Raw genomic sequence first — 12,963 nt, 5'->3', positions numbered from 1 at the left:
TGACCGACGCAAGTGGGACCACGAGAACGGGGGGGTCCTCGATGGCTACAGTTCGGAGAGGTCGACGGTCTCGTCGCCGTCGAGCACGTGCACGTCGGCGTCGCTCCCCGTGCCCGTGACTTCGCGTTCGAAGTCGTCGACGTCGATTTCGATGGGCGGGAACGTGTCGTAGTGCATAGGGAACGCGTGGTCGACGTCGAGCCAGTCGACGGCGATGGCGGCCTGCATCGGTCCCATGGTGAAGTGGTCGCCGACCGGCAGTGCGGCGGCGTCGGGTTCGAGGTACGGACCGATGACCTCACGCATCTCTGTCATCAGGCCGGTGTCGCCCGCGTGGTAGAAGGTCGTGGTCTCTTCGTCCGCGACCTGCGTCGGCACGGTGTCGCTGATGACGAAGCCAGCGGGCATGCCGGCGTCGTACTCGTAGCCGGTGTTGATCCCGTTCGTGTGATCGGCGCGGTGCATCGTCACGAACGCGTCGCCGCACTCGACGGTTCCGCCGAGGTTCATTCCGATGGTGTCGTCGGCGCCGTGTTCGTCCTCGATGAATCCGGTCAGCTCCGGCGTCCCGACGACCGTCGCGTCGGAAAACGCGCCGGCGTCTGCGATGTGGTCGGCGTGCCCGTGCGTCAACAGCAGGAAATCGGGCTCGTCGACGTCGCTGGCGTCGAGTGACGTGTGCGGATTATCGAAAAACGGGTCGATGAGCAGGTCTGTCTCCCCAACGGTGACGTGCCACGTCGAATGGCCGTGCCAAGTGAGCTCCATGACAGGTAGAGGTTCGAGTGTCGGCCACTTAATGGTGGAGGCAGAGGCAGACACGACCGCTGTGCCTCATCCGTTGATGAGCTGGTAGGCACCGCCGACCAGGACGGCGACGAGGCCGGCACCGAGCGTGAAGCCGCTGACTGATTCGTCTGTCGAAACGGTCGTCGTTTCGTGCCCGCCGCCGCCATCGCTTCCGTGAGCAGTCTCGTTTTCGGCCGTCTCGGCTGCACCGACCGCGACGCCCGTCGCCGCGAGACACGCCGTGAGCACGACGCCGAGCAGTAGGAGGCGACTTACGAGTCCGATTTCGTCCATGTTGAGACGGTAATACGTGGGCGCTTGTAAACGCTTATCAGTCGCCGCTGTGATTCGCGGGACATGAAGCGCGTTCGCTTTCGGGACTCAGCTGGGAACGTAAGGGGTGGCCGCTGGACCGTCGAGGACGGTGAAGAACTCGTGACAGCGGCGGCGGGCCCGTACGGACGCATCTCCTTCGGCGACGAGACGTTCTCGCCGGACGAGGTCGAAATCCTCCCGCCCTGTGAACCCACCAAGATCGTCTGCGTCGGACTCAACTACGCCGACCACGCCGACGAGCAGGGCAAAGACGTCCCAGATCGGCCGCTCCTGTTCCTCAAGCCGCCGAACACGGTGACGAGTCACGGCAAGCGCGTGACGCTCCCGAAGGACAAGGCACGGATCGACTTCGAGGCCGAACTCGGCGTCGTCATCGGCGAACAGGCCCGGAACGTGAAAGCCGAAAACGCAGAAGACGTCATCGCCGGCTACACCTGCGTGAACGACCTCTCCAACCGCGACGATCAAGAAGTCGAGCAAAACTGGGTCCGAGGCAAGGCGTTCGACGGCGCCGCACCCATCGGTCCGCTCGTCGCCACGCCGGAGCACCTCAAAGACGACGCGACGATCGAGAGCCGAGTCAACGGCGAAGTGAAACAGCAGTCCTCCATCGATCAGTTCATCTTCTCCGTCCCGGAACTCATCGAGGAGATCACGGAGTTCATGACGCTCGAACCCGGCGACGTCATCTCGACCGGCACGCCCGCGGGCGTCGGCCCGCTCGCCGACGGTGACGAAGTCGAGATCGAAATCGAAGGGGTCGGAACCCTGCGCCACACCGTCCACATTCCCTGACGGGAAACGATACGCCCAGAACACCGAGATTCGTGTTATTCTGGGGCCTCTCGTGAAATCACCACAGTCCTCTGGATGACAAGCCATAAGTTTAGGCTCGCCTAATCCATGATGTCATGGCGATGGCTCGTCGGACCGGGATCACGGCTGACGCAGGCGTGAGCCCTGAGCAATCGCAAACTTGCGACGCCGATCCCACCGGCAATAGTCGGGGGGAAGCCGACTGATGAGTCCCGACGAGTCCACTGCAGTCGACCGGACGCCGAGCGACCGCGCGGACGTCTGTGTCGTCGGTGCCGGTCCAGCCGGCGCCCTCGTCGCCCATCGGCTCGCCAGCCGCGGCTATGCAGTGGTCGTCCTGGAAGCGGGGCCGCGATTCGAGTTCGAGTCTCGTGATGAGCGGATGGAGCGGGCAATTCGACCGGGACACGACGAGCGGTCAGTGTGGGACATGGGCGGCGAACGCGACCGGTTTACGTCGAGTGGGTCGTGGTTCTACCCCCTCAATCACGCCCGCGTCAAGGGGGTCGGCGGGTCGACGTTGCACTGGCAGGGAATGGTGATGCGCCACCACGAATCGGATTTCGAGCGCCGAACTCGCGACGGCGTGGCGGCCGACTGGCCCATCGACTACGGTGACCTCCAGTCGTACTACGCTGACGCGGAGTCGGAACTGGGCGTCGCTGGCGCATCTGACAACCCGTTTGCACCGCCGCGGGAGGAACCGTATCCACTCCCCGCGTTCGAGCCGTCCTACAGCGACTCGCTGTTCGCCGAAGCCTGTGAACGACTTGGCGTGACCATGCACTCGGTGCCGAACGCGCGCAACTCGGAGGGCTACGACGGCCGCTCACCGTGCGTCGGCTACGGGACTTGCAAACCGGTCTGTCCCTCCGGCGCGAAGTACAGCGCCGACGTCCACGTCGAGAAAGCCGAGGCCGAAGGGGCGCGTGTCATCGACCGCGCGCCCGTTCAGCGACTCGTCACCGGCGACTCGGGCGAGCGCGTCGACGCCGCCGTCTACGCCACGCCCGACGGGACCGAACACCGCCAGGAGGCCCGCGAGTTCGTGCTCGCGTGTGGCGGCATCGAGACGCCGCGACTGCTCTTGCTCTCGGAGTCGTCCGACCATCCCGACGGCCTCGCGAACAGCAGCGGGGCGGTCGGCCGCTACTTCATGGAACACCTGTTCGCCGGTGCCGGCGGCGTGCTCGACCGCCGAACCCGTCAGAACCACGTCGGCTTCCTCACGAGCGAGTGCCACCAGTTCTACGAGAACCCGGGGCAGCCCACCAGCGGGACCGAGAGCGGCATCCCCGGTCGCGACGCGGACCTCGGACCCATCAAGCTCGAATTTCTCAACTACGCCGGGCCGTCACCGGTCGAGATGGCGCTCGACGCGACCGAGTGGGGCGACGATCTGCTCGGCCAGTTACAGGGTGCCTACGGGAACCACGTGGCGATGGGGGGACTTGTAGGGCAGCTCCCGCGGAAAGAAAACCGAATCACGCTGGACGCGTCGACGACGGACGATCACGGGAATCCCGTCCCGGAGATCCAGTGGTCGGTCGACGCCCGGACGAAACGAACCATCGAGCGCGCCAACGAGATACAGCGGGCCATCCTCACGGAACTCGGCGTCGAGGACGTGAGCGTCATCGGACCCGATGCGACCGGCCCGGCGTATCACCACATGGGAACGACCCGGATGGGCACTGATCCCGCAGGGAGCGTCGTGAACCCCCAGTTACGGACGCACGACGTGACGAACCTCTCGATCGCATCGAGCAGCGTGTTCGTCACGAGCGGGGCGATGAACCCGACGCTGACCATCGCAGCGCTCGCGCTGAAGTGTGCAGATCACGTGGCAGAGCGTCTATAAGGGTAAAAGGTGGAAGGCGGCCTGTCAGGCGTACGGAAGGCCGATGAGCAGCCCCGCGACGAGGAGCAGAGCGAGCGCGACGACCGTCGCACCGAGGAAGAACGGCCGGCTCTTCTCTGCCGGCGTTCGGACTTTCCGTTCGCGCAGTCCAGCGCTAATCTTCTTCGTCCCGACCTCGACGAGGCCGGCCATGATCAGCCACAGGGCGAGCATGGTGAGGACGAGGTGGCCTCTCGGCGGTTCGAGCAGCGTCTCGACCGTGTACAACTGGGCTGCGAGATGGCCACCGGTGAGGAACATGATCAGCGCGGACAGCCGCGAGAGGGTCAGGAGGCGACTCGTGATGTCGGCGAACGGGTCGGTGTCGATGTTGCCCGCCCGCGCGACCGGGATGACGCCGTAGGTCATGAAGATGACGGCGCCGGTCCAGATGGCGGCGAACAGCATATGGATCACGAACCCGATTGTCACGTCGATTGCCATACCAGAGTGCTGGTACCTCCGGGTCTTGAATGTGGTGAGTTTCGCTCGCGCGAATCGTCAGTATAAGCACGCTTAAGAGCCGTGGTCCGCTTTCCCCATCCATGGAACCACGGGACCTCTCCGCCCACAGCGTCTACCGTGCCGGCCGGGGGATCGAAGAGGTCGCCCGCGATCTCGGACTCGACCCTGACGACCTCGTGAAACTCTCTTCGAACGAGAACGTCCTCGGTCCGAGCCCCGCGGCGACCGCCGTCATCCGCGAGTACGCCGACAAGGTCCACATCTATCCGAAGAGCTCACACACGGACCTGATCGAGCGGCTCGCCGACGACTGGAACCTTACCCCCGAACAGGTCTGGCTGGCCAACGGCGGCGACGGCGTCCTCGACTGCCTCTGTCGGGCGATGCTCCGCCCGGACGAACGCATCCTCGCCCCGAAGCCCGGTTTCGCGTACTACGCGATGAGTTCGCGCTATCACCACGGCGGCGCCTCGGAGTACGACCTCGACAAGGACGACGACTTCGAGCAGACCGCCGCGAACGTCCTCGACGCGTACGACGGCGAGCGCATCGTCGTCGTCACCAGCCCACACAATCCGTCGGGTTCGGAGATGCCCCTCGACGAAGTCGAGACGCTCGCCGAGGAGACAGACGACCAGACGCTGGTGCTCGTCGACGAGGCGTACGGGGAGTTCTCCGAGTCGCCGAGCGCCGTCTCACTCGTTCGCGAGCGCGACGACGTCGCGGTCCTGCGGACGTTCTCGAAAGCGTACGGACTGGCCGGGATGCGCCTCGGGTACGGGCTCGTGCCCGAGGACTGGGCCGACGCGTACGCCCGCGTCCACACGCCGTTCGACACCGGCGAGCTCACCTGCCGGGCCGGACTCGCGGCGCTCGACGACGAGGAGCACTTAGAACAGACTCGCGCCATGGTGACGGACGCTCGCGAGTACCTTTACGAGAACCTCGACGCCCGAACCTGGAAGAGCGCCGGCAACTTCGTGCTCGCCGACGTCGGTGACGGGGAAGCCGTCACGGACGCCGCGCAGCGCGAGGGCATCATCGTCCGCGACTGCTCGTCGTTCGGTCTCCCGGAGTGCATCCGCATCACCTGCGGGACCCAATCGCAGATGGAACGAGCCGTCGCGGTCATAAACGAGGTGATGGACGGATGAGAGTCGCTGTGACGGGGACGCCCGGAACGGGAAAGACGACGGCGACCGACCTCGTCGAGTCGGACCTCGACGTGATTCACCTCAACGAGGTCATCAAATCGGAAGACCTGAGTTTGCGGGAGGACGCCGAGCGTGACACGCTCGTCGCGGACATGGACGCCGTCGAGGAGTGGCTCGGTGACCGGGACGGCGTCATCGTCGATTCGCACCTGGCACACCACCTGCCTGTCGACAAAGTCGTCGTGCTGCGCTGTCAGCCCGAGGAACTGGAAGGGCGACTCACCGAGCGCGGCGAGTCCGAGGCGAAGGCCGAGGAGAACGCCGAGAGCGAGGCGCTCGACATCGTGCTCTCGGAAGCCGTCGAAAATCACGGGCTGGAGGCAGTGTACGAGATCGACGCGACCGATCGGTCCCCCGAAGCCGTGGCGCGCGAGATCGAGCGCGTCCTCGCGGACGAGCGCGAACCGAGCGCCGGCGAAGTCTCGTTCATCGACTACCTATGACGCTGGACAGACTGCGCCCGCTGGCCGACAGAGTGCTCACCCCGTTCGTCAACGCCTCGGCACGCATCGGACTGACGCCCGACGCCGTCAGCGTCCTGGCGTTCGGACTGGCCGCTGCCGCAGGTGGTGCGTTCTATCTGGGGCCGACGGACAGACTCTGGTACGTGATAGGGGCGCTGCTCGTGTTCCTGAACGGCTGGCTCGACTTGCTGGACGGTGCGTTGGCCCGTCGTCTCGGGACCGACTCCAAGGCCGGCGACCTGCTCGATCACGTCCTCGACCGGTACGCGGACATCGTGATGCTCGTCGGGCTGGCGGCCGGTATCGACCGCTACCCGCTGGGTCTGGCGGCGATCACGGGCGTGCTGATGACGTCGTATCTCGGCACCCAGTCCCAGGCGGTCGGTCTCGACCGCGTGTACGGCGGGTTGCTCGGCCGCGCGGATCGCCTGGCGCTCATGGGCTTCGCTGGGCTCGCCGCCGCGGTTGTGACCGAACCAGTCTTCGAGTTGACCCTCGTCGGCTGGTTGCTGGCCGTGTTCGCGGTGGTCGGTCACTTCACTGCCCTCCAGCGGTTCGTCGGTGCGTTCCGCGCGCTCTCGTGAGGGCGGATCGGACCCGACCGCGTGTTGCTTGGCGTACGATTTATACGCGGTCGTAGTCAAGGAGTTGTATGGTCCAGTGTGAGATGTGCGGAGCCGAGACGTCCTCGCCGAACACGGTGAAGGTCGAAGGCGCAGAACTCGACGTGTGTGACGACTGTGCCGACTTCGGCACCGAAGTCCGGACCCAGCAGAGTTCGAGCTCGTCGACGAAGTACTCGACGAGCAGCTCCAGCGGGAGTTCGGGCGGGTCCGCGTCGAGTTCGTCGTCGAGTAGCGCAGGTTCAGGATCGCCGTCGAGCAGTTCGACCGGGAGTTCGAGCGGTGGCGGCGGTCGCCGCGACATGTTCGACGAGCTCGACGAGGTCGCCCAGGACTACGACGAGCGGATTCGCCAGGCCCGCGAAGCGGCCGGCCTCAGCCAGAAGGAGTTCGCCAACCAGCTCAACGAGAAAGCCAGCCTCATCCGGAAGCTCGAGCAGGGCGACACCCTCCCGAGCGACAAGGTCCAGCAGAAAGTCGAGAAGGCGCTCGACATCGACCTCACCGAGGCAGGCGCCAGCAGCGAGGACACCGACTGGAGTAGCGGGTCGTCCGGCGGAACGATGACGCTCGGCGACAAGGTACAGCGAAAGGACTGACGGGAGAGTCCCGTCAGATGTGTCTTTGGAGGTCCTCGAACTCGAGGTCCTCCGTGATGTCGTCGAGTTGCGCTTCGAGGGCTTCGATCTCGGATTCGAGTCGGTCGAAGCGGGCGCTCTCGGCGAGTTCTGCGGCACTCTTCTCGACTTTGAGGACGTTCCGCGTGAGTCGCTTCGAGGTGAGTTGCTGGTGTTTCTCGCTGTACGCGGAGAGCTTGAGCAGCCGTTCGACGACTTCGAGGAGGTCGTCGCGGGAGACGGGTTTGACGAGGTACTCGTCACAGCCCATGTCGATGATGTCGAAGCCGGGGTTGACTGCGGTGACCATGGCGACGCGGCAGTCGCACGCCCCGTCGTTGATGGTCGCCAGCACCTTGTCCCCCGAAACGTCTGGCATCCGTCGGTCGAGGAGTGCGACGTCGACGCTGACGGATTCGTCGTCGAGGAGCTCGATGGCCTCCTCGCCCCCGTAGGCGGTCACGACGTCGTAGTCTTCGGCGAGGTAATCCGTGTAGAGGTCAGCGAGATGCTGTTCGTCGTCGGCGACGAGTACTGTCGGCAGTTCCGATGACCTCGGGGACACGTTTATCAGCGAGGGATTTCTCACGACACTTAATAAATCAGCCGGATGACTCGACGGTTCGAACCCGTCTCGCAACCTATTTGGCCGCGCCGCTCCGTCTCCCGCTATGTTCGTCCTTGTCAACCTGAAAGCGTATCCCTGCGACCCCGTCGAGGTCGCAACGGCCGCACACGAGGTAAGTGAGTCGACTGGCGTTCGGATCGCCATCGCCCCGCAGGCGACCCAGCTGTCGGCCGTCGCCGAGACCGGCGTCGAGACCTGGGCACAGCACGTCAGCCCCGTCGAACACGGCAGCCACACCGGCTCGACGCTGGCCGAAGCAGCCGCCGACGCCGGCGCTGTCGGAACGTTGCTCAACCACTCGGAGAACCGCCTGAAGCTCGCCGACATCGACGCCAGCCTGACCGCGGCCGAGCGGACGGGACTGGAGACGATCGTCTGTGCGAACAATCCCGACCAGATCGGCGCTGCCGCAGCGCTCGGACCGGACGCGGTCGCCGTGGAACCCCCGGAACTCATCGGCACCGGCACGCCGGTCAGCAAGGCCGACCCGGACGTCGTCCGCGACGCAGTCGACGCGGCAGCGGCCGTCGACGACTCCGTCGACGTGCTCTGTGGCGCCGGCATCTCGACGGGCGAAGACCTGGACGCCGCCGGCGACCTCGGTGCGGAGGGCGTGCTCCTGGCCAGCGGCGTCGCGAAGGCAGAGGATCCGAAGGAAGCACTCGAAGACCTCGTCGAGCCGATCGCCTGAACGGGGCCAGCCGACGTTACCGTCGCGTAGTACCAGGAGACCGCGGAGAACCAGACCGTCTCGTCACCACGACATCGCGGCTTCGAACCGAATGTTCGTCGGTTGTTTCTGCCGACGCCACTGCTCGCTGGTGACGTACTGCACGTACTCGATCACGTCCAGCGCTGGCTCGTCCGACGTGCCTTTCACGCCGACGACCTCGCGAACGTAGACCTTCGCGTCGTCGGGCCACTGCTCGGTCGGGTCAACGACGTCCAGTCCCTGCTCGTCAGTTGCCGTCGCGTCGGCGACGTCGTGGAGATATCCTCGGTTCGGTCGGTCGTCTGCACTGGTGTTTTCGATCATGTGTTCAGTCTCGGAGTGGTTCTTCGGTCGCCTCGACGAGCGCGTCGAGTTCGCTGTCGTCGGCGTGGCCCGGATACTCCTCTTCGATTAGATCTCGAAGATGGTAGTCGTAGTGGCCGCGCCCGACGTGTTCGATGAAGCCGTGCGTTCTGAGCGTCCGGTTGTGTGCGTAGGCGTTCGTCCGGTCGCCGTCGCCACCGCCGGCGAAGTGGGCGTCGAGCGGTTTGGCCGGCCCTTCCTGCCGGTAGTACCGGAGCATCCGACGCGTCTTCTGGGGCATCGCCTCGATGGCCGAGCGGAGGTGCTCGACGAGTTCACTCCCGGCCTGCGGAAGTTCCTCGGCGCTCGTGACTACAGTGGCCGTGTCGTCCGTGTTCTCGATGATTTCCCCGTCGTCGTTGCCGAGTGCCGCCATCGCTGCCGCCACGTCTTCGTCGTTCGACTGTCCGTCGCCGTTCGTCGCTGCCGTCGACGCCGCACCGTCCGTCGCGACTGGTCCTTCGATGACGACGCCGTCGTCGACAGGCGTGTCCGGCACTGGACCGGCGTCGTCGACATCCGTGGTCGCTGGCTCTGACGCCTCCGTGGGTTCGTCAGTAGGCTCCTTCTCACCGTCTCCGGCGTCGGAATCAGCGCCTTCTCCGTCTTCCTCGGCTGCTGTCCCAGCGTCGTCGGTCTCGTCGGCTGTCGGGTCGGCAGCCTCAGCTACATCCGTTTCTGACGATTCGTCGACGGCTTCCTCGTCTGTTTCCGCGTTCGACGCTCCGGCGGCTGCGACAGCCGTGTCCGGTTCCGAGGCATCGGACTCCGCAGATTCCGACGCCTGAGACGATGACTCGTCTTTCTGATCGTGATCCGCCGTCGCTGCGTCGAGACTCTGCTGGGCGGGGTGGTCGCCAGGGCCCGCTTCCGCAGTGCCCTGCGCGTTCTGGTACTGGCGCTCTTTGCGCATCCGCCGTTGTTCCGTGCGGCCTGGATTGGCTCCTTTGACCGTGCCGACGAGCGCGTCGACGAACTGGTCGGCCATCCGGCTCATGTCCCGCGCGTCTTGCAACTCTTTCTCCAGCTCGGCGATGCGCGAGTTCTTCTTGTTCAGTTCCTCCCGGAGTTCGGCGATCTTGTCTTCCGTTTGCTGTTTCTCCTCGCTGATCTCCTGGAGTTCAGAGACGAGGTCGGAGTTGACCGACTTCAGGTCCGGCCGGTCGACGTCCTCCAGGCCGGGCGTCGCGCCGGCGTCGAACGTTTGCTTGCGGTGGAACTGGACGCGCCGGACCGACTCGGACCAGTCGGTCATCATGAACGCCTCGCCGTCGTTCAGATCCTCGACGGCGTCGGAGTACTCCGAGTCGAGGATGCGGCTGACCACTTTCGTGTCGTTGTTCCAGGTCAGCCGGTGCCAGACCAGCCAGTCACACTGGGTGATGAAGTCCTTCTTCACGTCGGCCGGTCGCTGACTGATGCCCACGATGCCGAGGCCGTGTTTGCGTCCACGCTTGCCGATCTTGATGAGCATCTTTCCGACCTCGCCGACGGAGCCTTTCTCGGGAATCCACTCGTGGCACTCCTCGACGAGCATCAGGAACGGCTGTTTGTGCTTTTTCTCCTTGGCGAACAGCTGTTTGGACACTTCCGTCAGCAGTTCTTCGGCTTCGTCCTCGTCTAAGAACGAGGACACGTCGAGAATGATGGGGACGTTCTGTTCGAGCGCGAGCGACGCGATCTTGCCGGCGTGCTCGACGGTGACCTGAATGTCGCACTCCTCGTCGGCGCCGACGTGGAGGATCTCGTACTCCTCTTTCAGGCCGTAGTACTCGCCGTCGATGTCGACGATGAGGATGCCGAAGCCGCTGTCGAGGAGTTTCTCGGCGACGACGCTCGCAGTGTTCGACTTGCCCGACCCGCTCTTGCCCGTGATGAAGCCGCGGCCGGTCAGTATCTCGACCACCGGCAGGTCGACGGACTGGTCGGGCTGGTCGCCCAGTGGCGGGCCATCACTCAACTCCGCGACCGTGATCGTCTTCTGGTCGTCTCCCATCGGTCACCGGATTCTAGAAGCTCCCCTTACATAATCGTCAGTCAGCCATACGTCAGACACCGGGCTTGTGCGTCCTGAAATCGGCCGAACCGCTATAGGGATGGACGCGAAACGTCTGGGGTATCCCCGGAGCGGACCGCCAGCACATGCGACGCTACGACACCATCGTCGAGGACGAAACCGTGTACATCGACACGAGCGACGGCCGGCTCGAGGTGGGGACGGTAGACCGGGTGATCGACGTCGTCGGCGGCCACGCCTGGACGATCGACTACTCCGAGTGGGACCACACGCAGTACGATGATCTGGACACCAGCGATCAGGGCCTCGTCGTCGACGTCGTCGACATGATGCGCGCGATGACCCACAGCGAGTCCTTCGTCGAGACGCTCCGGGCACATCCGGCCGAGTCACCGGCCGACACCGACGGCGCACTCTCACCGCGGCTCGGACTCTTCGTCGGGAAACTGCTGGAGAACCTCGAAAACGGACTCGACTGACCTACCCGAAATCGCCGAGCGACGTCTGTCCCGACGGGTCCTCGTCAGCCTCGTCGGTCGCCGTCTGACCCGGGGTAAACTCGTTCAACGAACGGTTCTCACGCGGCGTGGCCTCTCGCGCCGTGGCGTTCTCGAACCCGTCCAGACTCGCCTGCTCGTTGTCCGCGAACTCCAGGTTCGAGACGCGGACGCCCACCTTCCTGACGCGCTCCCCCTGAAATTCAGTCAACAGGTCCAGTGCGACCTCTTCGACCAGGTCCGGCTCTTCGATCGGTCCGGGGAGCGAATCCGCCCGCGTGTGGATGTCGAACGGCGGGGTCACCACTTTGATCCCGATCGTCTGATAGAGCGCGCCCTTTCGGGACGCTCGCTCGGCGACGTCGTCCGCCAGGGCTCGCACCCGGTCCGCCACCGCTTCGGGGTCGTCGGTGGCCGAGGTGAACGCCGACTCTCTGGAGAGGCTCTTGGGTTTGCCGACCGGCTCGACCGAGCGATCGTCCTCACCGCGGGCGTACTTCCAGATCTCCCGCCCTCGCTCGCCGAACGTCTCCGAAACCCGATCCGGGTCCGCCGCGGCGAGATCGCCGGCCGTTTCGATGTCCATCGACCGGAGTTCGCGGGCGGTGACGGGGCCGACGTTGTGGACCTCCTCGACGTCGAGGGGCGCGAGAAAGTCGCGCACCTCCCCGGGTTCGACGACGACCAGGCCGTCCGGTTTGTCGTGGTCGCTCGCGATCTTGGCCGCGCTCATCGTCGGTGCGACGCCGATGCTCGCCTCGACGCCGACTTCCTCGCGAATCCGCGCTTTGAGGTCCGAAGCGAACGACTCGACTTCGTCCCAGGCCACGGTTTCAGTGACGTCGAGGTACGCCTCGTCGATGCTGACCTCCCGAACGGTGTCGGCCGTGTCGTGGAGAATCTCCTTTACGTCTGCGGCGACGGACTGGTAGAAATCCATGTCGACCGGGCGGTAGAAACCGGCCTCGTCGACGTCGATCTCGGGATCGTCCGCTGCGGTGACTTTGCGAGGGAGCAGTTCGAGCGCTTTCGAGATCGCCATCGCGCTCTCGACGCCGAACTCGCGGGCTTCGTAGCTGGCAGTTGCGACCGCGCCGTGGGTCTCGCCGGCCTCGAATCCCATGCCGACGACCAGCGGTTCCCCTTCCAGGGCGGGCTCTTTCAGCCGTTCACAGGCTGCGTAGAAACAGTCCATGTCGACGTGACAGACCGTCTGCTCACGGTCACTCGGCTCGGTCCCCGGCAACCGCTCGTCCATGACCGCGGCTTCGGACCCCCACTACCTGAACGTTATCGTCCGCTGTCGAGCAACGCGCCCGGATTCATGATGCCTGCGGAGTCCAGCGACTCCTCCGGGAGAGACATGGGTGACCCGGCAGGAGAGAAAGCCATTAAGCACCCATCGTCAATTAGCTAATTGCAGGCGGTAAGCCCCCTTCCTCAAGGAGCAACGCAGGGGGCGAAGCGACCGAGTAGCGCAGTAGGGAGGGGATACACCGCCGTCATCGTCTCTCTCACACGT

Annotated in this window: 15 protein-coding genes; 8 read left to right on the top strand and 7 right to left on the bottom strand. The window is 65.0% G+C overall.

What is annotated here, in order from left to right; all coding sequences use genetic code 11:
- Nucleotides 1–45: 45 nt before the first annotated feature.
- Together ACFR9U_RS16410 and ACFR9U_RS16405 are read right to left on the bottom strand one after the other, a co-directional pair.
- Nucleotides 46–768 (bottom strand): metal-dependent hydrolase, encoded by a 723-nt coding sequence (locus ACFR9U_RS16410; protein ID WP_247378133.1) that lies wholly within the window; start codon nucleotides 766–768, stop codon nucleotides 46–48.
- 66 nt (nucleotides 769–834) lie between these two features.
- The gene (locus ACFR9U_RS16405) at nucleotides 835–1,083 is read right to left on the bottom strand and encodes a hypothetical protein (protein ID WP_247378130.1); all 249 of its coding nucleotides are present in this window, start codon (nucleotides 1,081–1,083) and stop codon (nucleotides 835–837) included.
- Nucleotides 1,084–1,146: 63 nt separating this feature from the next.
- Between ACFR9U_RS16405 and ACFR9U_RS16400 the strand changes: the two genes are divergently transcribed.
- Nucleotides 1,147–1,920 carry a fumarylacetoacetate hydrolase family protein gene (locus ACFR9U_RS16400; protein ID WP_247378127.1) on the top strand — a complete coding sequence of 258 codons (774 nt, stop codon included), beginning with the start codon at nucleotides 1,147–1,149 and terminating at the stop codon, nucleotides 1,918–1,920.
- Between the two features lie 226 nt (nucleotides 1,921–2,146).
- Entirely contained in the window at nucleotides 2,147–3,802 is a 1,656-nt protein-coding gene (locus tag ACFR9U_RS16395; protein ID WP_247378124.1) for a GMC family oxidoreductase, read from the top strand.
- 24 nt (nucleotides 3,803–3,826) lie between these two features.
- Here the strand turns inward: ACFR9U_RS16395 and ACFR9U_RS16390 are convergent, their stop codons facing one another.
- Entirely contained in the window at nucleotides 3,827–4,285 is a 459-nt protein-coding gene (locus ACFR9U_RS16390) for a CopD family protein (protein WP_247378122.1), read from the bottom strand.
- Nucleotides 4,286–4,386: 101 nt separating this feature from the next.
- On the opposite strand from ACFR9U_RS16390, the gene hisC reads away from it, so the two are divergent.
- The 4 genes from hisC (at nucleotide 4,387) to ACFR9U_RS16370 (ending at nucleotide 7,206) form a co-directional block, all read left to right on the top strand.
- Nucleotides 4,387–5,460, top strand: a complete 1,074-nt coding sequence (hisC, locus tag ACFR9U_RS16385; protein WP_247378120.1) for a histidinol-phosphate transaminase — start codon at nucleotides 4,387–4,389, stop codon at nucleotides 5,458–5,460.
- Nucleotides 5,457–5,963, top strand: a complete 507-nt coding sequence (locus ACFR9U_RS16380) for an adenylate kinase family protein (RefSeq protein WP_247378118.1) — start codon at nucleotides 5,457–5,459, stop codon at nucleotides 5,961–5,963. Before hisC ends, ACFR9U_RS16380 begins: the two co-directional genes overlap by 4 nt.
- The gene (locus ACFR9U_RS16375) at nucleotides 5,960–6,568 is read left to right on the top strand and encodes a CDP-alcohol phosphatidyltransferase family protein (RefSeq protein WP_247378115.1); all 609 of its coding nucleotides are present in this window, start codon (nucleotides 5,960–5,962) and stop codon (nucleotides 6,566–6,568) included. The genes ACFR9U_RS16380 and ACFR9U_RS16375 overlap by 4 nt, the downstream gene beginning before the upstream one ends.
- Nucleotides 6,569–6,636: 68 nt before the next feature.
- Complete coding sequence (locus tag ACFR9U_RS16370; RefSeq protein WP_247378113.1) at nucleotides 6,637–7,206, top strand: multiprotein bridging factor aMBF1; 570 nt, start codon at nucleotides 6,637–6,639, stop codon at nucleotides 7,204–7,206.
- Nucleotides 7,207–7,219: 13 nt separating this feature from the next.
- Here ACFR9U_RS16370 and ACFR9U_RS16365 read toward each other — a convergent pair whose 3' ends face one another.
- On the bottom strand, nucleotides 7,220–7,789 hold the full coding sequence (locus tag ACFR9U_RS16365; RefSeq protein WP_247378112.1) for a response regulator: 570 nt from the start codon (nucleotides 7,787–7,789) through the stop codon (nucleotides 7,220–7,222).
- A gap of 106 nt (nucleotides 7,790–7,895) precedes the next feature.
- Here ACFR9U_RS16365 and tpiA point away from each other — a divergent pair, with 106 nt between their 5' ends.
- Nucleotides 7,896–8,543, top strand: coding sequence for a triose-phosphate isomerase (tpiA, locus tag ACFR9U_RS16360; RefSeq protein ID WP_247378110.1), 648 nt, complete (start codon nucleotides 7,896–7,898; stop codon nucleotides 8,541–8,543).
- Nucleotides 8,544–8,606: 63 nt separating this feature from the next.
- Here the strand turns inward: tpiA and ACFR9U_RS16355 are convergent, their stop codons facing one another.
- On the bottom strand, nucleotides 8,607–8,888 hold the full coding sequence (locus ACFR9U_RS16355; protein WP_247378107.1) for a hypothetical protein: 282 nt from the start codon (nucleotides 8,886–8,888) through the stop codon (nucleotides 8,607–8,609).
- A gap of 4 nt (nucleotides 8,889–8,892) precedes the next feature.
- A complete protein-coding gene (locus ACFR9U_RS16350; RefSeq protein WP_247378106.1) occupies nucleotides 8,893–10,923 on the bottom strand; it encodes a helicase HerA domain-containing protein in 2,031 nt (676 codons plus the stop codon).
- Nucleotides 10,924–11,069: 146 nt separating this feature from the next.
- Between ACFR9U_RS16350 and ACFR9U_RS16345 the strand changes: the two genes are divergently transcribed.
- Complete coding sequence (locus ACFR9U_RS16345; protein WP_247378103.1) at nucleotides 11,070–11,423, top strand: hypothetical protein; 354 nt, start codon at nucleotides 11,070–11,072, stop codon at nucleotides 11,421–11,423.
- A gap of 1 nt (nucleotide 11,424) precedes the next feature.
- Here the strand turns inward: ACFR9U_RS16345 and dinB are convergent, their stop codons facing one another.
- Complete coding sequence (gene dinB, locus ACFR9U_RS16340; RefSeq protein WP_247378100.1) at nucleotides 11,425–12,699, bottom strand: DNA polymerase IV; 1,275 nt, start codon at nucleotides 12,697–12,699, stop codon at nucleotides 11,425–11,427.
- Between the last annotated feature and the right edge of the window lie 264 nt (nucleotides 12,700–12,963).

It is taken from the genome of Halorientalis brevis (assembly GCF_042678165.1).
In the GTDB taxonomy this organism is placed as follows: domain Archaea; phylum Halobacteriota; class Halobacteria; order Halobacteriales; family Haloarculaceae; genus Halorientalis; species Halorientalis brevis.
Note: the sequence above shows the minus strand (reverse complement) of the source record. Positions and strands in the feature narration are given on the sequence as shown.

Excerpts from the sequence above, each read along its gene's own strand:
- ACFR9U_RS16410 (WP_247378133.1), bottom strand. The coding sequence starts at position 768 with ATGGAGCTCACTTGGCACGGCCATTCGACGTGGCACGTCACCGTTGGG.
- ACFR9U_RS16405 (WP_247378130.1), bottom strand. The coding sequence starts at position 1,083 with ATGGACGAAATCGGACTCGTAAGTCGCCTCCTACTGCTCGGCGTCGTG.
- ACFR9U_RS16400 (WP_247378127.1), top strand. The coding sequence starts at position 1,147 with ATGAAGCGCGTTCGCTTTCGGGACTCAGCTGGGAACGTAAGGGGTGGC.
- ACFR9U_RS16395 (WP_247378124.1), top strand. The coding sequence starts at position 2,147 with ATGAGTCCCGACGAGTCCACTGCAGTCGACCGGACGCCGAGCGACCGC.
- ACFR9U_RS16390 (WP_247378122.1), bottom strand. The coding sequence starts at position 4,285 with ATGGCAATCGACGTGACAATCGGGTTCGTGATCCATATGCTGTTCGCC.
- hisC (WP_247378120.1), top strand. The coding sequence starts at position 4,387 with ATGGAACCACGGGACCTCTCCGCCCACAGCGTCTACCGTGCCGGCCGG.
- ACFR9U_RS16380 (WP_247378118.1), top strand. The coding sequence starts at position 5,457 with ATGAGAGTCGCTGTGACGGGGACGCCCGGAACGGGAAAGACGACGGCG.
- ACFR9U_RS16375 (WP_247378115.1), top strand. The coding sequence starts at position 5,960 with ATGACGCTGGACAGACTGCGCCCGCTGGCCGACAGAGTGCTCACCCCG.
- ACFR9U_RS16370 (WP_247378113.1), top strand. The coding sequence starts at position 6,637 with ATGGTCCAGTGTGAGATGTGCGGAGCCGAGACGTCCTCGCCGAACACG.
- tpiA (WP_247378110.1), top strand. The coding sequence starts at position 7,896 with ATGTTCGTCCTTGTCAACCTGAAAGCGTATCCCTGCGACCCCGTCGAG.
- ACFR9U_RS16355 (WP_247378107.1), bottom strand. The coding sequence starts at position 8,888 with ATGATCGAAAACACCAGTGCAGACGACCGACCGAACCGAGGATATCTC.
- ACFR9U_RS16350 (WP_247378106.1), bottom strand. The coding sequence starts at position 10,923 with ATGGGAGACGACCAGAAGACGATCACGGTCGCGGAGTTGAGTGATGGC.
- ACFR9U_RS16345 (WP_247378103.1), top strand. The coding sequence starts at position 11,070 with ATGCGACGCTACGACACCATCGTCGAGGACGAAACCGTGTACATCGAC.
- dinB (WP_247378100.1), bottom strand. The coding sequence starts at position 12,699 with ATGGACGAGCGGTTGCCGGGGACCGAGCCGAGTGACCGTGAGCAGACG.